The organism is Pseudoalteromonas sp. A757, assembly GCF_004103285.1.
Lineage (GTDB): Bacteria > Pseudomonadota > Gammaproteobacteria > Enterobacterales > Alteromonadaceae > Pseudoalteromonas > Pseudoalteromonas galatheae.
In genome coordinates this window covers 13,734-34,501 of sequence record NZ_QNQN01000047.1, presented here as the reverse complement: position 1 = coordinate 34,501, position 20,768 = coordinate 13,734, and the positions used below count along the sequence as shown (strand labels likewise).

General features: G+C 40.9%; 8 protein-coding genes. 3 read left to right on the top strand and 5 right to left on the bottom strand.

The window, feature by feature from the left end:
- The first annotated feature begins 648 nt into the window (after positions 1-648).
- The 3 genes from DRB05_RS00900 to DRB05_RS00890 all read left to right on the top strand — a co-directional run bounded on the left by DRB05_RS00900 (position 649) and on the right by DRB05_RS00890 (position 6,315).
- Positions 649-3,180: a TonB-dependent receptor gene (locus DRB05_RS00900; protein WP_128725267.1), complete on the top strand. Its 2,532-nt coding sequence runs from the start codon at positions 649-651 to the stop codon at positions 3,178-3,180.
- A gap of 94 nt (positions 3,181-3,274) precedes the next feature.
- Positions 3,275-4,819 (top strand): tryptophan halogenase family protein, encoded by a 1,545-nt coding sequence (locus DRB05_RS00895; protein WP_128725266.1) that lies wholly within the window; start codon positions 3,275-3,277, stop codon positions 4,817-4,819.
- A 2-nt stretch (positions 4,820-4,821) separates the two neighbouring features.
- Positions 4,822-6,315, top strand: coding sequence for a tryptophan halogenase family protein (locus DRB05_RS00890; RefSeq protein WP_128725265.1), 1,494 nt, complete (start codon positions 4,822-4,824; stop codon positions 6,313-6,315).
- 130 nt (positions 6,316-6,445) lie between these two features.
- Here DRB05_RS00890 and DRB05_RS23070 read toward each other — a convergent pair whose 3' ends face one another.
- The 5 genes from DRB05_RS23070 to DRB05_RS00865 are packed head-to-tail and all read right to left on the bottom strand — an operon-like array spanning position 6,446 to position 20,764.
- The gene (locus tag DRB05_RS23070; protein WP_128725264.1) at positions 6,446-7,084 is read right to left on the bottom strand and encodes an acyltransferase; all 639 of its coding nucleotides are present in this window, start codon (positions 7,082-7,084) and stop codon (positions 6,446-6,448) included.
- Complete coding sequence (locus DRB05_RS00880) at positions 7,077-8,396, bottom strand: MFS transporter (protein WP_128725263.1); 1,320 nt, start codon at positions 8,394-8,396, stop codon at positions 7,077-7,079. The genes DRB05_RS23070 and DRB05_RS00880 overlap by 8 nt, the downstream gene beginning before the upstream one ends.
- 1 nt (position 8,397) lies before the next feature.
- Positions 8,398-9,996 (bottom strand): hypothetical protein, encoded by a 1,599-nt coding sequence (locus DRB05_RS00875; protein ID WP_128725262.1) that lies wholly within the window; start codon positions 9,994-9,996, stop codon positions 8,398-8,400.
- A gap of 2 nt (positions 9,997-9,998) precedes the next feature.
- A complete protein-coding gene (locus tag DRB05_RS00870) occupies positions 9,999-14,678 on the bottom strand; it encodes a non-ribosomal peptide synthetase (protein ID WP_128725261.1) in 4,680 nt (1,559 codons plus the stop codon).
- Positions 14,678-20,764, bottom strand: a complete 6,087-nt coding sequence (locus DRB05_RS00865; RefSeq protein WP_128725260.1) for a type I polyketide synthase — start codon at positions 20,762-20,764, stop codon at positions 14,678-14,680. The genes DRB05_RS00870 and DRB05_RS00865 overlap by 1 nt, the downstream gene beginning before the upstream one ends.
- Positions 20,765-20,768 lie beyond the last annotated feature (4 nt).

Here is a 20,768-nt window from a genome sequence, read left to right as displayed (position 1 = left end):
ACTTCTTACTTCTTACTTCTTACTTCTTACTTCTTACTTCTTACTTCTTACTTCTTACTTCTTACTTCTTACTTCTTGCGAATAAAGGCAATAAATTTTTCCTATTCAAAGCATGACCCCGAGAAAATCAACAAGTCCCGTAATGGGGTATTCAAATTTGTGCAAAAGATAGTGATAACTAACTCGCTGATCTTAGATTTTATAGGCCTTTGTCATAAAAATTTCTCTTAAAATAACTAGACAGTACTTACAGATAAATCTATAATGACAGCGTTGTCATTGATATTGATTCTCATCTTCAGCTTCTGCCCAAGCTTGATGAGGGAATTGAATACACATCCCCTTGTGTGTATTCAGATAATTAAAATGTCCCTTTATTGAGACAATTCCATCTTAAAACTCTACAGCAGCAAAATTTTTTGTGCTATTCTCCATTCGTTTTTGTAACAAACCATATCTTGGCTATATTTAAGTTTATATTTATCAATAAGATATATATCTATATGAATATTTTTTGAATAACAGGCCAAAAAAATTGTAGCGAATATGTAATTTAGGGTGTATGGTTTGTTATTAGATGACAGCGTTGTCATCATCACTGGGCAGAAGTGATTTAAAAAACCAACAAAATGATTCAAGGGGAATCCTGTGTTAGCTAATAATTTCAAAAAAAGCTTACTTGCAGTTAACGTCAGCATCGCACTAGGTGCGGGCTTTTCAGGCGTTGTTGCTGCAGAAGAAAGTCAAAATCAAGTACAAGAAAACGTAGAAGTCATTGAAGTTCGCGGTATTCGCCGCTCTTTAGAAGCGTCAATGAACACGAAAAGATTTGCCAACTCCGTTGTTGATGCGGTGACTGCTGAAGATATTGGTGACTTCCCAGATAAGAACATTGCTGATTCTCTACAGCGTATCTCTGGTGTACAAATTAGCAAAGATTTTGGTGAAGGTTCTCAAGTTTCCATTAGGGGTACAGATCCTGATTTAACCAAAACACAATTAAATGGCCAGTCGGTTGCGTCAACAGGTTGGTACGTTTTAGATCCAGCCCGTCGTTCATTTAACTTTGAGCTGATGCCATCTGAAATGGTTTCAGGTCTAGAAGTATATAAAACGCCTCAAGCAAAATTAGATGAAGGTGGTGTGGGCGGTACTATAATCATGCGTACACGCAAACCTCTAGATTTGGAATCTAATAGCTTTTTTGGCTCTGTTGAAGCACAGTATTCCGAACTATCAGAGAGTACAGACCCTGCTTTTTCAGGTTTAGCAAGCTGGAAAAATGAAGATGAGACTTTTGGTATTCTAGGAGCTATTTCTTCTGCCGAGCGTCATACTGTCCGTCACCAAGGTGAGAACTATTGGACTTGGGGTAATGGTGTTGCGCATTTTGATCAGGAACGTGAGCGCACGGCATATGACATTACTGCTCAATGGGCACCTAATGATTCGCTAGATATGGTTGCTCACTATTTCACTACAGAGCTAAAGGCAAACAACCAAAATAGTAACTACTTGATTATGCCTGGGCGTTCTGGTGCGGATTTAGAGGTCACTGCTACTAACGATGATCTGCCGGTTAAAGGTATTCATAGAACTGACGGCGCCACTGATTATGATGCTGTGATCGATGCTTACTATCGTGAAGCCACGATGGAAACAGAGGTACTAGACTTTACGGTTAACTACGAAACGGATGCCTACACACTAACTGTACAGTTTGGTAAAACAGAAGCAACAGGCGGCACTGATAAAGAAGTTGGTGCACAGTGGGGTGGATATTCAGATGCTGAGTTTGAAATTACTTCAAAAGGGTTGGGTCACCGTTGGTTAAACCTAGACGGAACAGATGCTTCAGCTCTGAAGTTAGCAAATGATGAGTTTATGGCCCCTTCATTTAGTCGAAGCCCCAAGTATGATGAAGAAGCGTATTTACAAGCAGATATTAAATATCACCTAGACTCTGGTGACTTCACTTCGATTGAAGCAGGGTTTAAAGTAAGGGATCATGAAACTGGTCAAAAGAAAATTGCATCAAATTTCACAAATCAAAGTGCTTTTGACAATAAAACAGTGGCAGATTTTAATGGTGGTCTGACAGAATCAATGCTTCCGGAATCAGGACCTGATGCAACGGTTGATAAGTTTTTAAAACCAGACCACGCAAAATTGCTTAACTTTATGTATTCTGACGCCGGTGTTTCTGAATTTGAAGACCGAACTGGTTACTCCAAGCTAGAAGAAGATCATTTGGCCTTTTATGTTCAAGGTAACTTTAGTGGTGAAAACTATCGAGGGAACATAGGTCTACGCCATGTTTCAACTGATTTAACTGCAATTGCTTATGACCCTTCTCTAACTAAACTAGTAGAGCATGAAAGCGAATACTCCGATTGGCTACCAAGTGTAAATATCGCGTATAATTTATCAGAAGATGTGATTCTCCGCGCCGCTGCCGCAAAAGTACTTGCACGACCAAAGTATACTGATTTGAGTCCAGCGTACTCAGGCTCCAATCCTACATTACAGCTTGTGAACCAGGGTAACCCTGAGCTAGATCCATTCCGAGCGTCTCAGTTTGACTTTGGTGCTGAATGGTATTTTAACGAGTCTTCAATGCTCTCAGTTACATTCTTTAGTAAATCATTAGAGTCGTTCGTACTGCCTGCGACGGTAGAGAAGTTTGTTCCAGACGCTGATAATCCGGGAATATGGACTGTAACAACTCAAGAAAATGGTGGTAATGGTAATGTTGAGGGTATTGAAGTTCAGTATCAGCAGGACTTTGGTAATGGCTTTGGTATTGTAACTAACTACACATACTCAGATGCTTCAGGCGAAGATAAAGATGGTAAGAAAGCTGACTTAGTTGGTAATTCTAGAAATACATTCAACATTTCAGGTTATTTCGAAAACGATCTAATTGCAGCGCGCTTAGCCTATAACTGGCGTGATGAGTTCTTCAATGGCTCTACATTTGGTACTCCAGATGTTGCTAGTTCTCGAGGCTATTTAGACGCGTCAATTGTTTATCATGTAACGGAAAACATTGACGTTTCTTTTGAAGCCGTTAACCTTTTAAATGAAGTTGAGCACACCACAGCAGGTATAACTAACAATACTAAATTCAACGCTGAGAATGGTCGACGTTACTTCGTTGGTGCTTCATTCCGTTTCTAAGCAAATTAGGTTTGCCAAAAAGAGAAGGAAGGCTTAGGCCTTCCTTTTTTATAGATAGTGCTAAAGTAGATTAGGTAAATAAGTGAGTAGTGGCATGGTAAAAAAAGTATTAATTGTTGGAGGTGGTACCGCCGGTTGGTTAACAGCAGCTAGACTTGCCAAACAATTTATTGATAGCGGCAGTGACATAGAAGTGAGTATTGTTGAGTCAGCCAATATTCCAACTATTGGTGTGGGTGAGGGGACTTGGCCAACGATCAGAGATACGCTAAAAACTCTTGATATCTGTGAAACTGAATTTTTAAATACCTGTGATGCAACCTTCAAGCAGGGCGCTAAGTTTGTAAATTGGAAAAAAGTGGCTGATGAAAACGAGGACATTTATTACCGCCATTTGTTTACATCACTTTACGATCCTTGGGAGTTTAACCTTGCGCCCTTTTGGTCGAGCGGTATTGCTGGAGAAGTACCATACTCTGAAGCTGTCAGTATGCAAGGAGATGTCTGTGAGCAGGGTAAAGCACCTAAAAATATCACGACACCTCAATATGAAGGGCTACAAGGGTATGCCTATCACCTTGATGCAGCTAAATTTGCCAATCTATTAAAAGATAAAGCTGTAAACAAAATGAAAGTCCGACACATTATCGCTGATATTGGACATGTTAGCGTTCAGAGTGATGGTAGTATTGAATATGTAGAAACGGTCACGGGTGAAAAATTACACGCCGACCTATTCATCGACTGTACAGGCTTTAAATGTTTATTGCTTGGTGACGCAATGAAAGTACCGTTCGTTGACCTATCGCATACTTTATTTGTAAATAGAGCTGTTGCTTTGCAAGTTCCTTATGAAAACCCCAACAGTCCTATTGCTTGTGAAACGATTTCTACTGCTCAGCCTGAGGGTTGGATTTGGGATATAGGATTGCAATCTAGGCGAGGGATCGGGTTTGTTTATAGTGACAAATATATCAGTAAGGATTGTGCAGAGCAACGCATTAGAGAGTACGCAGGTATTAATACCGACGACATTTCTGCGAAGCATTTAGAATTTCAAGTTGGTTATCGAGAAAAATTCTGGCACAAAAACTGTGTCGCTATTGGGCTTTCCGCTGCGTTTGTAGAGCCATTAGAAGCGTCAGCTATTTTTTTAGTGGAAGCCGCTGTAAATATGTTATGTGACAAATTTCCTCATTCACAGCATGAATTTGAGTTTATAGAGAAGCAATTTAATCAATCTTTTTTATTTCGGTGGAATAAAACCATTGAGTTTATAAAAATGCATTATGTTTTGTCTCAAAGAACTGATGGGCAGTTTTGGCTAGATAATAAAAATATTAACAGTATTCCTGACGAGCTGAGAAGTAAACTAGCCCATTGGCAGAATAACCCTTTAAGTAAGTATGATTTTGCTAGTGCTTTCGAACCATTTGTCATGGATAGTTACCAATATGTACTTTATGGTATGGGTTTTAAGACAGAAGTTGATTCGAGTAGACTCAGTGCTGAGAAAACAAAAAAAGCACGCGCTATGTTTGCGGAAGTTAATAAATATAGAACCTTAGTGCAGGAAAAACTGCCTAATCACAGGGAGCTTATAGAAAAACTAAAAGAGTACAAGTTTCCTAAGGTGTAATTATGAATGAAAGAATAAGCAACAGTGTGCCCAAAAGTATCGCGATTATAGGTGGTGGCACTGCAGGCTGGATGAGCGCTATTTTACTTAAGTCTCATTGGGTTAATACAAGAGTTATATTGATAGAGTCACCTGATGTGCCTGTAATAGGTGTAGGCGAAGGCTCAACACCTGCATTAAAATATTTTTTTCAATCACTAAATATCGATGAAAAAGAGTGGATGCAAAGGTGCAATGCAACCTACAAGGTCGGCATTCAGTTTCCAAACTGGTCAACAGTACAGGGCTATGAGAGTTACTTTCATCCATTTTTTTCAGCTCTGGATAGCCAAACAAGCACAGCTTTTGTAAAACAAGCAAAAAAATGGCGACAAGGAGAGCGGGTTAATGTACTGCCAGACAACTTTTTTGTAGCAGCATCACTGGCGAAAAAACACAAAGCGATAATAACAAAGAAGCCTTTGCCCATTGAGCTTGATTATGGTTATCACTTTGATTCTGCATTACTAGGTGATTACCTCAAAGAAAAAAGCATTGAGCGAGGTGTAATTTATCAAGAAGCGACGGTCGATAGTGTAATCCACAGCGACAAAAATATTGACTCTTTAGTACTCGATACAAAACAGACCGTTACGGCGGAACTATTTGTAGATTGCACAGGCTTTTCTGGGGTTTTGGTAAATAAAGCTTTAAAAAGAGACTTTCATTCTTATAGCGATATGTTGTTTAACGATGCTGCAGTGGCTATTCAAACACCAAAAGTTACTGAGCAATTAGAAAGTAAAACTATCTCGGCCGCGATGAGCTGTGGTTGGCGTTGGCAAATACCGTTACGCAATAGAGATGGTAATGGCTATGTTTATTCAAGTAAATATTTGTCTAGTGATGAAGCTGAGCATGAGTTAAGAAGCTTATTGCCGGAACAGGGCAAAGGGTGTCATGCAAGACATATCAAAATGCGAGTTGGCCGGCTTAATGAACACTTTTTAGGAAACTGTTTAGCCGTTGGGCTATCACAAGGTTTTATTGAGCCTTTAGAAGCAACAGCACTTATGCTAGTACAATATACAGTGATGTCATACATTAATGGTGTCGAAAATGAATATAGCGCAGAAAAACTTAACAAAAAAATAAACGATCAATTTGATAGCGTGCGAGATTACGTCGTGTGTCACTATAAAATAAATTCCAAGGAAGGAAAGTATTGGCAAGACTGTAGAGAAAATAACAGTATCTCAGCTAATTTAAATGCGATATTACAAGCTTGGACTTCCTCCGGTGATTTCGAATCCTCGTATAAAGAATTGCTCGGAGATTCGGCATATGCGAAAGCATCATGGTATAGCATCTTATGTGGAATGGGGTTATCCGATTTGGATATTGAGGCCGGAACAACACTGGACTCGCTTGCAACAAAAGCCTTAGCTTATTGTGAGGACACAGCGGACCTATTTATTGACCAGGCTGAGCTATTTGCTAGCGACAACACCCAGTGAAGTATCTAGCAAAGAGACTGTAGCCGACTTTGTGCTTTATTAACCCCTTATGAATTTTACTAATAACTATTAATGGAGCTTATATTACAGCTCATCAATCAAATCGGCAGAAGGATGAATATCATCGGTATTATGTTAACTGCCGAATGAACCGAGCGGGGTTGCCTGCAAACATCGTGTTGGCAGGCACATCTTTTGTTACGACACTTCCAGCTCCAATGACCGCATTGTCTCCAATTGTTACGCCTTTATTGATGATCGCGCCATAGCCTATCCAAACGTTATTGCCTATAGATACAGGTCTTGCTACTAGTCTTGATACTTCATCCGGAGCATTTCTATTTTTCAAGGTGTGACCGTCGCAGTCCATGATGATGACGTTTGGCCCAAATAAAGCATTATCACCAATCTTGACGCTTTGATAGCTAACGATAGCTGTTCCTTGTAAGCAAGCATTATCACCAATAGAGATTTTACCAGGCTGGTGACCAGGCCTTTTTACAGCGGTTAATTTGACGATATCATTCGGAAATGCGGCTGCGCTGCTAGAGTCTAAGTAGGCATTTTTTCCTATACGGATTGAAGTTGCAAATGCTTCAACATTAACTTTTGGGGGGAGCGTGTCATTGATTTCGTATACCTCAACATAATTGAACTTAGGCTTGCCTAATATTTCTGGTTTTGAAGCAAAAAGTTGCGTGTTTCCTTGTAACAGATCCAACCATGATTTGGATTTGTTAGGAAAAGGATGATTAAGGTATTTAGGCATTACTTGTTATGTCCTGAGGTGCATTTTTAGATTCGGTATCTACAGATAGGACCTTACCCATATTTCTTACCTTGGGAGAAAGTAAACCAACAAAACAAATGATGGCAGTAAACGTACCAAATACGGTAGTGATCTGTGCGACGTTAAATAGTTCTATCAGAGTACCAATCAGCATGGAAGAAAGTGGGATCAATCCGTGGATTGCGAACAGCACGAATGCTATGGCGCCAGACAGCTTCTCTATAGGAATATTCACCTGATACCAAGTAGTACCTGCAACCACGGTAAACCCAGCAGCACATCCAATCGTGACTAAACTTAGACATAGCAAAACGAGAGATGATTGAAAACCAAGTTGAATAAACACAATCGCGGTAATGAGGTCAAAGCATAAGATATATTTTCCGAGATTTTGCATATTCGGCTTACAAACTGCGACTAAAGTTGCGCCGACAAAAGTGCCTATTCCTTGGCTTGCCAATAAATAGCTCAGTGCTGATTCATCCATATTCAAAGTCACCTTCACAAGGTATGGAAGCAAGATTAAGAGTGGGCCATGGATCAGGATTGAAATGAGCATCAAGTACAACAGAATGATTTTGAGATTTTGATGTGTAAAACTATAGTGGAAGCTCGTTTGCACTGTTTTAAATAAAGTATGTGTTTTTGATAGAGCTTTGGTCTCATTCTTTTCTCCTAGATTGATTTTCAAGGTGCAACAGGCCGCTATAAACACCAAAGCTGCATCAAGGAGAAAAGCAAAAGTAAGATGATCAATATTGCTATTCACCAATCCATGACGTTCTAAATATAGTTTAATCCATAATAAGCAAAATCCCGCCATTACGGGTGCACAAGCTTGGATTACAAAGCTACTTCCCATCGTAAGTACATTGGCTTTCAAAATATCGTCATGTTGCACAATTCGTGGAATAAACGATTGGTTTGCGGGGAAGCCGAGCGCTGAAAATCCACCTGCGAAGATTGCAAAGCCGACTAGTAGCCAGATGCTTGGGGTGATGAAGTAAAGCGCGAGTGCAAATATCAACGTACAACATGCAAAGCCGAAGCGTGATAATTTGATAACGAAAAGCGGTGAGTACTTATCGGCAATCGAGCCACCTAGCAAAATAAAAATACTATGAGGTATGCCAAAGCAAGCCATGATAATGGCAAGTGTTGTTGGGTTATTATTCGCAACAGACAGCGTCAACCAAGGAAGGGCGATAAGCGTAAAGTATGCACCTATCTGGGTTAGCATAACGCCAACCCAATGGAGGTGAAATTTACTATTTTTGGACAGTAGCTGCATATTATTTTACGCTGCCAGTCTGGCAAAACCCAACAAACTGCCATACATCATACTGTTTTGATTTTGACGGTACCTCATTTCGTGTCCACCATTTTGCTTCAAATAACGCATGTTGATAAACAACTTGCTGTTTCGCTCGGTAAACCGTATTACTTTGCCATGAATTGATATTGTCACATTTTAATGTGGTGTGTTGGTCTCCGGTCCAGCTGGTTGATATTTCAGGCCAAAACTGTAAATACTCAACACTAGGTGAGGGGGTACGTGCTCGCTCTTTTTCTTCAGCTGTCCAACTGCGATTCTGTTCTTGGTGGCATGTTTGGCAGGTCATCGTATTATCACCCCATTGCCTTTTCATCGTAGTGATCAAAGGGAGATCGTCTGATGCATCAGCATTATTCCACTGTTCATGTAACAGTTGCATATTTTGCTCTCTTAGTTGCCATGGAGCATGACCTTGAGACCAGTCATTCCAATGGAACTCGGGCCAATACCTCGCCCCTAATAGCATTTGCGCTGTATCAAAATCGCCTGCTTTTATTGAATAGTCAATAATTGTGGTTAAGAAAACCAGTCGATTAAATGAAAACCGGGGGTCGTCAGCACAACTTCTAAACAGTAGATTTTGATTACAAATACCTAACCCTTGCATCAAGTAGCCATAGCCCCAAAAAAATCGAGGATCTTCATTAAAGTAACTAGAGGCGAGCGTTATCGAATGAAACCCTGGGTTGATAGAAAACCACTGGTGATGCTCTTGCTCTATCAGTGATTGGCTGAGTGGATCGTGGTGTATCTCTGCAAGCCAGCGTCTAGGTAAGGTAGTCCAGCCACCAAGAATTGAAGAAAGTCTCATAGTCTTCTTTGTGCTTGCGGACTGTTTTGCCTGTTTCTCTAATTCGTGAGATAAAAGAATAGCTCTGGTACTGTAGAAACTCGTTAGAATAAAGTAATACAGCGTATTTGGATCAGAATATGACACTTCACCGCCTAGCCAAAGTCTTGAACCTGTCACTAAAGTTAAGGTCATCACATTTCCAGGATCGGCAATTAAGCTATCCACCAAAGCAAGTCCAGCTGCAACTCCGTGCTCGGGCTGCACATTGAAAGCATGGTGAAACTGAGCATGCGATTCCAGCTGTTCATTCACGGTAAGTGCCTCGTATTCAAGCACCTTATTCACCTCTCTACCAAGCGTTATTCGGACCTGTTTTGCCCAAGCATGTTTTTTTGAAATGGTATTAAGTCGCTCAAGATAATAGAGGGCTACAATACTGTGCTCTAATGACTCTGCTGTAAGTGTGTTGTTGGCCATTAACGAGCTGGAAAGGTATCTTACTGCTGCAAGTGCAGTGGTTGTTTCGCTTTGTGGGTTTTCCAAATATGCTATTTGGATTAACTCATCAACAGATTTTTTACCCATTTGATCAACAACTAGGATCAGTTGATTTGCAATTGAGTCAAACTGCGATTTTGTTAGCCCTAACTTTTGGTGATAAAAATCTGAATCGTAATACCCTTTGAGTTTAAACTCCGTATTACTGGTGTTCGCAATTGCAAAATTGCAAAATATGAACACCATTAAATAAAAATACTTCATTGCTACATTCCTTTTAGATTATTTATATATTGTTCTGTCAGAGTTGTGATTTGTTGTTTGTCAAACAGTTGCGCGCTATAGCCGATAAACACTCGTTGCTGGCCTTGCTCAAAATAGGTTGAAATGTACAAACTGTATGGGCTTGATGTTGTTTCATCCGAAATAACGAATGGAATGGTCTGCTTTAGTTTGATGTGCCAGTCTTCCAGCTCGGTGACGATATTCTGGTTTGTCGATGTATTTAACTCACCTTGGTAGTTGAAGTTAAAGTCAGCGGTTTGCAATATTGGGAGGGCATGTTGAACCTTAGGATCTGGGTTCAAATGTGATAATGCATAGTAACCCGTGGCATTGTGAGGAGCAGATGTTAAAAAGCTATCTACAGACGAAATAGTCGCATCTAGTGATGTAAATGCCTGTTCTCCAAGTATCAAAGTTATTGGCGAAATGAGATAGCCAACGATCGCTTCTGTAGCAACATCAATATGTCTATTAAACCGATTAAACTGAGAGAGCTCGATAGAGACAGTACTCAGTGTGAGGCTCTGTTGCAGTGCGCGGGCGATTGCTGCCGTGTGTAAGTTCGCTTGTGAAACACCAAGCTGTTTTGAAACCTGCTTAATGTGATCACTGAGTTGAAGTGGTAGCGCAGTAATTGTATGACGTTGAGATTTACCTTGATTAGCCTTCATCACTTGTTCTACGGAAAACATCCTTTGATTTTGCCGCTTGGCAGCTTGTTGCCAAAACACAAGGTCTTCTTGCCACAGGCCCGAACTCAAGGGTTGACTAAAATAGTCTTGATATGCACGGGCAAAGTTAATATAAGGGTCTTTTTGAAGTTTGCATGTAGTTTCTTCGGCTTTCAATGCTGAGACAACTAACTCTAAGTTTCTTGCAAAGACCTCCATACTAAAACCATCAAAAATAAGATGGTGTAATGACAAGGTAAGGAACACACTGCCATTTTTCTTAATATAAAAGAGTCTTAATAAACTTGATGCTAAACGAATCGTATTCACCTCTTTGGTGATAAAGGGGGCGATTTGGTCGACATCCAAGTGGGATAAGTCAAAGCATATTTTTTGTGATAAGGTGGTTTTTACACTTTGAATATATTCAGTTTGCGACTCGGGATGCAACGTAGTTCTGAATGCTGGGTGGTGAGCGATAAGTAGGGTAAGTGCACGATAAACTAACGCATAAGTCAGCGTGTGATCTTCGTCTTTTAGTGCCATAGTATGATTGACTACCCAAAGGTGATTTTTACCACCCATTGCCAGTAGATGTTGACGATTAGGCAGGCTAGGTATCTGTATTGCGTCACTATCTACATAACTAGATTCATCTACAGTCAGGTTTATCGTGTCGAATGCATCAGACCGAGCTTGGCCCACAAGCATGGCCATATGATCCAAACAAGGGTTACTAACAAAGGCTTTTATTGTAATAGATAGATTGAGCTCATGGTTGATGGTCGCAACGAGATCGATCAATTGAATTGAGTTGCCGCCAAGTTCAAAAAAGGACTTAAACGGATCAAAAGTGGTTAGGTGTAACTTATTTTGCCAAAGTTGAAGCAGTGTCTTAGAGTAGCCTTGCAACATGCCATCTGTATGCTGGGTATTGTTCTCGAGCTGCGCTCGTTTAGACAGTGCGAGTTTATCTGTTTTGCCATTTGGTGTAAGCGGTAATTGTTCAAGTACCCTTATTTCAGCGGGTTGCATAAAGTGTGGTAATCGCTCTGCAATATACTGGCGCAATGCGATGAGATTTATATCTTTGGGCGATTGGGTAACGATAAAGGCAGTTAGCATATTAGCCTGATTCAGCACCACGGCTACGGCGTCAATACCTTGGTATTGAGAGATAGTGTTTTCTATTTCAGAAATTTCTATTCTAAAACCATTTAGCTTAATTTGTTGGTCTATACGTCCTTGGTAAATCAGTTGTCCCTTACTATCAATTTTCACTAAGTCGCCAGTTTTATAAGCGCTAGTTTGGGTATCAGTGATATTGAGTAATACAAATTTCTCAGCGGTTTGCTGGGGGAGATTCAAATAGCCATTAGCTAGCCCATCGCCAGTGATGAGCAGTTCACCAGTGGCACCTCTTGGCAATATTTGGTGATGCTTATTAACAACATAAAATTGAGTATTGGCAATGGGCTTCCCTAGATGGATGTCATCATCATGCTTTAATAATGCAATTGATGACCACACCGTTGTTTCAGTTGGCCCATACATATTCCAAAGAGAAACATTTTGTTGGTTGAGGTAGTGTTGCAACTCCAATGGCAGCGCTTCTCCACCACTTAGCACTGTGGTATTAGCACTAAATTGTACATTAAAGTTCTTAAGCATACCGAGCGAAGTCGGAGTTGCCTGAATAAAATTAATACCTGCTCTATCGATAAGCGATTGTAACTGTTGAGGGTCTTTGCCTTGCTCCGCGGTTGCTAGGTGGATCCTGCCGCCACTGAGTAACGGTAGATATAATTCCAATACATGAATATCAAATGAGATCGAAGTCACTGCTAGTGCACGGGTATTGGTACTTAGTACAAATGTTTCTTGCATCGCGGTTATAAAATTTCTTAATGCAAGATGGGAGACAGTAACACCCTTGGGTTTACCCGTGGAACCTGAGGTATAAATTACATAAGCAAGTGAATCTATTGCGGTACAAGGCGATAAGTCTTCATGAGTTGCCACTTCTCCATGGTTGCATTGTAAGCTCAGCACTGGAACATTAAAGAGTTGGCAGCGTGTCTCCAATTTATAATCACATAAGATAAGTTGTGCATTTGAATCATTCACCATATGCTCAACTCTTACTACTGGGTAGTCTGGGTCTAATGGCAGATAGGCATGACCACTACGCAAGATAGCTAACATCGCCGCAACCATATGAACTGAGCGCTGACAATACACGCCAATAAAGCAATTATGGTGAAGTGGTTGTGTTTGGATGAGGGTAGTGTATTTCTCGACAAGTTTTTGTAGCGCTTGATAACTATATGTTCCAGAATCGTCTACTATCGCAATCTTATCTTTATATTGAGCAAATGTATGTTGTAGAGCCTCGGGTAAAGCATCGTGTTTGCTATAGTCTCTATGTGCACCTTGCCAACTTTGTTGAATATCGTTGCGTTGCTTTGGCGCGACAAAAGCAACAGAGGACATAGGTGAGGTTGCATTTCGTAGCAAGGTATCCAAGAGGTGTGAGAAGTTTTCGGCTAGCTGTTCGATAGTTTGATGATGATATAAATCACACGCATATTCCCACTCTAACAACAACGCATCAGAATGCTCAAATATATCGAGAGTCAGATCAAACTTAGCCTTACGAAATTGTTGCTTGGTCGGTGTGATCTCGATACCTTTTAACTCTGGCACAATAGGCTTCATATTGTGCATAGCAAGGAATATGTTAATCAACGGTGGCTGATTATGATGCCTCGGGATCGATATCTTTTCTAACAGCACTTCAAATGGTAAATGCGCATGCTCAAATGCTTCACTGGTTTGCTGTTTTGCAGCATGCACTAACGTAGCAAATGAACTACCTAAATCAACACTTTGTCTAAGTACAACGGTATTGGCAACAAAGCCCATTAACGTCTGTAATTGAGGGTGATCTCGATTGGCCACAGGAGTACCAATCACGATATCTTCTTCATTGCTGTGGAATGCGAGCAAAACATTAAATAAGCTATAAACAACAGTAAAAGGAGTGCAAGCGTGTGCTTTAGCAAATGCTTTTATGCATGCAAACTGCTCGCTATTGATATGGCTTGTATAAACCTGTGCTGGCAGATCTGAGAAAGAAGGTCTGTTTTTATCACTAGGAAAAGTAACATTTGTTGTACAAGTTTTGAGTTTGGCTTGCCACCACTGACTGAGTAAATCCAATTGTTGTGGTTCTAGAACTGCGCGTTGCCACAGTGCGTAGTCAATGTAGCTTATGGAGTCGTATTCTGTGTCAACGGAGAGCCCATCAATTAATTGAGCATAGACGCTCGCAACCTGTTGACAAAAAAGCGCAATAGACCATCCATCTGCGGCGATATGATGTATTACAAAAACAAAGTAATAATGATTAGGACTTTTTTGAAACAGCTCAACACGAATAGGGTTTTCACTACTTAAGTTAAACGGCTTTTCCACACATTTCTGGATAGCGGTAAATATAGCTGAGTCACTCAAACCTGAACATTTATGTATGTTAAAGACTCCAGTGCTGTTGTCTCCAAGGTATTGCTGTATTGATGAGTCTGTCTTTTGATATTGAGTTGTCAGTATGTTGTTGTGAGCAATAACATGTAGGATTGACTGTTCAAAAAGCGCTAAATTCAGTAATCCCTTTAGGTCAAATACCTTAGCAAGGTGATACTCAGTCGCTCCCTCTCGTAGCGAATCAGCCAGCCACATACGTTGTTGTTGAAATGATACCTCAGACCGCGTGTGTGACCGGCTTGTCTTGATCGGCTGTGACAGTTTGAGTATTAACTGTTTCATTTTATTGCGTTTTAGCATCGCAATAAGGTTTTGTTTTTCCGCTTTTATTTCATTGATCAACTCAGTGCTTGGTTGTGTTTTCGCGTGTAACTCGAGTTGGTCATCAACACTGAGTGAAAATGAAATACCAAGCGTTTGGCACTTTTCAATTAACTGTTCCATTATAAAGTGACCTTTACGACTTGTTCATTGGTAACGACATCAATTGCAGGTTGATGATATTCTTCGTATAAGGCCGCGATAAAGCTCGTAAGCTTAGTTACGGAATCGTGTTTCATAACTAAAGAAGCGGGAAGGGGGTTATCACAAAGTGTTTGCAATCTCTGCTTAAGCTCTATAGCCATTAATGAATTGAGGCCATAATCAAACACGCTGGAGCCACTTTCAATGTTGTTGGCATCTTGTAACCCAAGTACTTTAGCTAATTCATCCTTGATACGGCATTCGAGTAGCGTATGTCGAGATGCTGAACTTGCCTCAAGTAACTGGGCTTTTATTGGATCTTCATCTTTATTTAAGTCTGTTGATTGGAATTGTGAAAATACGCTACTACCTGTTGCCATTTTTGCATTGAGCCAATCTACTTTGAAAATACCAATTTGAGGTTTTGCACTTTGTAGTGAGCGTGCTAATTCAATGACCCCTTCGTTAGAGGTGAGCGGATGCATTCCAGCTTGCAACATAGCTTGTTGCTCTTGTTCTGAAAGTTGTGCCGCCATGCCTGCTTCTAACCACGGTCCCCAATTTAAGCTAAGGGCCGGCTTCCCTTGCTGTCTTCTAGCGACACATAGACCATCCATAAAAGCGTTAGCAGTTGCATAGTTCGCTTGACCCGCCCAGCCAACAATTGATGCGATTGAGGAAAAGCAAACAAAATAGTCGAGTGCTAAAGAGCTTGTGGCGAGGTGCAGATACCAAGCGCCATTCACTTTTGGTGCTAAAACTGAATACATGTGTTCTGCTGTTTGGGCTGAGAAAGTTGCATCTTTAAGCAAACCAGCCGCATGGAATATACCTTTTAGCGGAGTCGCCGTAGCAGTAATCTTGTTTATCAACTCAATGACATCATTATATTGACTAATATCAGCTTGAATGTAATTAATAGTGCATCCTGATTGTGCAGCGGTTTTGATAATAGTATTAAGGCGATTGTTAAGTGGACTTCTACCCGAAACAAAGATTTGTTTTGCGCCTTGATTAAATAACCAAGTTACCACTTCAAGGCCTATTCCTCCTTGTCCTCCAGTAACAAGATAGCTACTGTCATGGAAGTGAACACTCGGAGCATGTGCTAGGCGTGCTACCGGAGGCAAAGTGTTAAGAGTTACTACTTGATATTCCTGTTGAAACTTTGTTGTGAGTGCATCAATTGGTACGCTCAAAGGTTGACTTAAAGCTATCTGTTCATACTCATTTAATGACTCGACAATCTGAACTATAAACGCATGTAATGATTCTATAGATTGGGTTTTATTTAACTGTATTGTAGGTTTTATATAGTTGTAGTTGGCTTCATTTAATTTAGTTTTTGGTCGTGGTTCAGCACTCACAATATGTGCGCCGTAACTTAACTTCTCTTGCAGTATGATTGGCATCGTCATCACAGTATCAATGACCAAGATGTCAATAGGTTCTAGTACATCGAGATGGTCGGCTGATTCAATAATATGAATGGAGCACCCCGCGGTTTTTAAGCAGGAAATAGCAGCAAGACTGGCAGCTGTGGTAGGGCTAAAAAAAGTCACAGTAGTAGTTTGTGTCAAAAGTGTTTGCACTAAGGCAAGAGATTGATGAACAACCGCTAAGTTTTCAGTTAACCAAGATGTACTAATGTCAGGTAGCGACACGAACGGCACTGTGTTATCTAGGTAATTGGTGATGCCACAATTGGCGAGTGCTACTTTGGGTTCAGCAACATCTTTAAGCTGATAAACAAAGTAACTAGGTCGATTTGCCAAAACTGCACGGTTGATTGAGATGGCATGTACAGGAGTAGTTTTGTTTTCGTCATCATGCTCGTAGGCAACCCAACTTTCCCCATCAAGGTGCCAATTGTAATATTTTGATTTTTGCGTAGTAACGGTAAAATATTTATCTTCAGCGCAAGCTTGAGAACTTAGATGCTCAAGTCGTTGAACGAAAGCTTGACCATCACGAATCGCCATTTCAGTATCGCTGAGTTGTTTTGTATTAAGTAGCAGCTCAAAGGTGTCAACACTAGATAGCTGTTGGTCTATATCTAGTAATCTGAGCTTGAATTGTTGGTTTTCAGCGGCAAATACTCTCAACATACCCCAAAGCGCACTTTGCAAGGGGTTAACTAGAGTTTGGCTAACAGCTTGAGCATATCTCGTCACGGCGATTACTTCTAATGGCTTACCCCAGGCTGCAGCTTGGATCGCTTGAAAGTAGCTAAGTGGTGCGACCAAAGCTTCATCGATAATGCTATGCGGAAGACATTCATTTGGCATTTTGATATCGGATAAATGGCTAAGATCTATAATTAAGCGTTCAGTGCTGGTTAAATAAGGGGTTAACTTTTCTGTGATCAAAGCAACATCATCGTTACTGCTAATATTAACCACTGGATAATGCCCTAAGCCTTTTATTGGAAAGCCTTTTCGAAGAATACAAAGCGTATTGGCCTGAGTTTCTGTTTTGGTTATAGGCGTTGTCAAATTTTGCCAAGTGTAGTGATATTTAAGTTCTTTTAAAGGGTTCAGCTGATGTTGCGTATTGGCTTTTAGCTCTATTCCTAAAATGGAAATGCAAAGCTGTCCGTCTAACGTATAGATATTTAGATCGCCAACACAAAGCGGATCACTGAGTAAGGTTACATCAAGTAATGAGAAGCAATGGCTAGGGGGCTTTTGATGGTAGATAATTTCATCAATTTTCACAGGAAGGTACGAATGTTCGACTAATTGAAAGAAGCTTTGAAAAGCTCCATCAAGCAACATAGGGCTTAACATAACTTTCGAGTCTTCCTGAGAGTCACATTGTATCTCTACTAAAACCTGCGATGATGATTTCCAACATTGCACCACACTTTGAAAGAGTGCTTGATAGTTCATATCTAAGCGATGGCAATGAGTATAAAACTCATCTTTACTTATACACTGCTCAAATTCTCGTGTGTTTTGGTCAAAAGTTTTGCCTTGGATGATTGTTTTTTCGCTCCACTCCACAGTAAATCGGCTTTGCTGGAACCAGGACTCTTTTTCAAAGCTAAACAAAGAGATAGTTGAGTTTTCAACATTAAGTCGAGTCTCAAGAGTGATCTCCTCATCATTGAGATATAATGGTCTATTAAACTCAACATCACTGAGGGTGTATTTCGTATCGTCTGCTTGGACTCGAGCCAGTTGCAATGCAGCTTCAATGTATGCCGCGCCTGGATAGATGGTTTCATTACCCACCTGATGTCCTGTTAAGTGCTGCTGATTTTTTGTACTGATTTTGTTTTGCCAAATAGGCTGCTGGCTGAGTAACTGTTGACCGAGTGTTGGCAAACTAAGATCTAAGAAAGCGTCTCGCTTTTGCTTGTTTTCAATGCGAGAAAGTTGAACATCAGGATGCTCATGCCAGTAGGATTGATGTTCCCATTGATAATTTGGTAGCCGAACATTGTGATTAGGGGGGCAATTTTTCACATGTAAAGCTTCTTTAGGGTCTAACAAACCTGATGTTGCTAAAGCTCCCAACCCTGCTGCAAACTGGAGTTCGTCGTCTTCGTTACGGATCATAAAAGAGGTTGCAAAAATAGGGAGGTCCGAGGCCACCTGTTTAATAACATTTGACAGTACCGTATGCGGACTAATTTCAATAAAATTCCTTACGCCATCATCCAGTAAGTTTTGTATCGCTTTTTCAAAGTAAACTGGCTCCCGAACATTCTGAGGCCAATATTCAGCGGTCCACTTTTGCCAATCGGCAATTGAACCTGTCACGGTGGAGTATAGTGAAATATTTGGTTCGCTTGGATGAAGAGGTGACAAAGAATCAATCAGTGGCTTATTAAGCTTATCCATTACTGGACTGTGATATGGCACTTCAACGTTTAAAAATCTAGAAAACTTGCCCTGTAGCTCTAGCTCATCTGAGATTGCTTGTAGATTGTTGGTATCACCAGAGAGAGTAATAGAAGTTTTGCTATTGATTGCAGCGATTGACACAGCTCCAAAGTGCTTATTACAAAGCATTTGAGCTTGGGTTTCATTGATTCCAACAGCTAGCATTTTCCCCTCACCAGCGGTTGTTTGTTGTAGCCGACTACGGTGATAGATAATACGAAGCGCCTCTTCAAAATTATAAACACCAGCACAATAGCTTGCTGCTACTTCTCCTGCGCTATGACCAACGATGGCATCAGCCTTGATACCGTAATGAGCTAATAGCTTAAACAATGCAATTTGAATCGCGAATATTGCTGGTTGTGCGTATTGTGTTTCATGTATTTCGTCATCAGCATAGTGCATTTTCTCAATTAAAGACCATGACACATGTTGTTGTAGTGCGATGTCAACTTTATCCAGCTCAGCCTTGAATAAAGCATTGCTGCTATATAAAGCTTGTCCCATTTTTGGCCAAGTAGTTCCCATTCCAGAGAAAACAAAAGCGATTGGGGCAGAGGAGGTTGGTTGGGAGGCTGCGCTACGATTAACTTTGTTGGGCCGCTCGGAAATAAAGTCTTCAAGTTGCGTAATCAAAGCGGTTTTGTCTCGCGCGGTGAAAACCGCTCTATTTTTAAAGGCAGTCCGTAATAACACTGAGTTACTACAAAAATCGGGTACGTCACTTTCATCAAGTGGTTTTAAGTGGTCTAGATAGGCGGATACTTGTAACTTAAGCGCAGCAGCTGATTTTGCGCTGACGAATAGCTGCAACAAACTAGGACGGGTAGAGCAGGATCTGGAGGTTGATTGTGCTTGCTCAATCACGACATTGGCATTAGTACCTCCAAAACCAAACGAATTTACAATAGCGCGACGAGGAGTGTAATCGCCCCTATTTGGCCAAGCAGTGTTATCTGTCACTATTTTTATATTTAATTGTGCCTCGTTGATAGCGGGGTTAATAGTGTGACAATGCAATGTTTTTGGGATTATGCCGCTATTCATGGCATTGATCGTTTTAATCAAGCCAGCTATCCCTGCTGTTGGTTCAGTATGGCCGATGTTACTTTTAACTGACCCAATTAAGCACGGCTCTATCTCTTGGGATCGCGCACCGAGTACAGTGCCTAGCGCATTTACTTCGATAGGGTCGCCGACTGCAGTGCCAGTCCCGTGTGCTTCTGCATAATCTATATCACTACCAGTAAGACCTGCAATGGCCAGGGTTTTTGATAAAAGTTGCTGCTGTGCATGTCCATTTGGTACGGTGATCCCGCTAGTCTGGCCGTCTTGATTCGTACCACTTGCTTTGATTATCGCAAGAACCGGGTTTTGATCTTTAATCGCCTCAGACAGCTTTTTTAACACGACTACCGCAACACCTTCACTCCTAACATAACCATTCGCATCGCTAGAAAAGCTTTTACAGAGCCCATCAGGTGAAAGCATGGAGGCTTTACAAATCGACATTGTCATCTCTGGTCTCAGTAATAAGTTTACACCACCAGCTAAGGCAATTTGGCTGTCTCCGCTGTGAATCGCTTTACATGCTAAATCTAGTGCTACAAGTGAGGAGGAGCAAGCGGTGTCAAGCGTAAGACTGGTACCGTGAAAATCAAAACAGTAGGATAGTCGGTTCGCCGTGAGCGTCATTGAAGACCCTGTCGCAGAGTGACTAGAAACCAATTCATGGGCATTGCTATCGGTTTGTAATTGCTCAAAGTCGTGCATAAACTGACCCATGAATACACTAGTATCACTGCCTCTAAGCTTATCAACATCTAATCCTGCATTTTCTAGCGCTTCATAGGCGACTTCGAGTGCCCAGCGTTGTTGCGGGTCGATATAGGGGGCTTCCTTAGGGGAGATACCAAAGAAAGGGGCATCGAATAACGATAGACCAGATAAAAAACCTCCATTTTTAACATACATTTTTCCTGCTTTATCGCGATCACTATCATAGTAGGCGTCGACATCCCAACGCTCTTTAGGAATTTCCGTGATGCCATTACCACCGTTTATTAGGAAGTTATGAAAATCAAAAGGGGAGTTATTTTCTCCAGGAAGACGACATGATACACCAATGACAGCGATGTCATTTTGTTGCTCAGTTGCAGTTTGGTTGTTATTCATCTTT

What these genes read in the sequence shown, in the direction of transcription:
- DRB05_RS00895 (WP_128725266.1), top strand. Translation starts at nt 3,275, where the DNA reads ATGGTAAAAAAAGTATTAATTGTTGGAGGTGGTACCGCCGGTTGGTTA.
- DRB05_RS00890 (WP_128725265.1), top strand. Translation starts at nt 4,822, where the DNA reads ATGAATGAAAGAATAAGCAACAGTGTGCCCAAAAGTATCGCGATTATA.
- DRB05_RS23070 (WP_128725264.1), bottom strand. Translation starts at nt 7,084, where the DNA reads ATGCCTAAATACCTTAATCATCCTTTTCCTAACAAATCCAAATCATGG.
- DRB05_RS00880 (WP_128725263.1), bottom strand. Translation starts at nt 8,396, where the DNA reads ATGCAGCTACTGTCCAAAAATAGTAAATTTCACCTCCATTGGGTTGGC.
- DRB05_RS00875 (WP_128725262.1), bottom strand. Translation starts at nt 9,996, where the DNA reads ATGAAGTATTTTTATTTAATGGTGTTCATATTTTGCAATTTTGCAATT.
- DRB05_RS00870 (WP_128725261.1), bottom strand. Translation starts at nt 14,678, where the DNA reads ATGGAACAGTTAATTGAAAAGTGCCAAACGCTTGGTATTTCATTTTCA.
- DRB05_RS00865 (WP_128725260.1), bottom strand. Translation starts at nt 20,764, where the DNA reads ATGAATAACAACCAAACTGCAACTGAGCAACAAAATGACATCGCTGTC.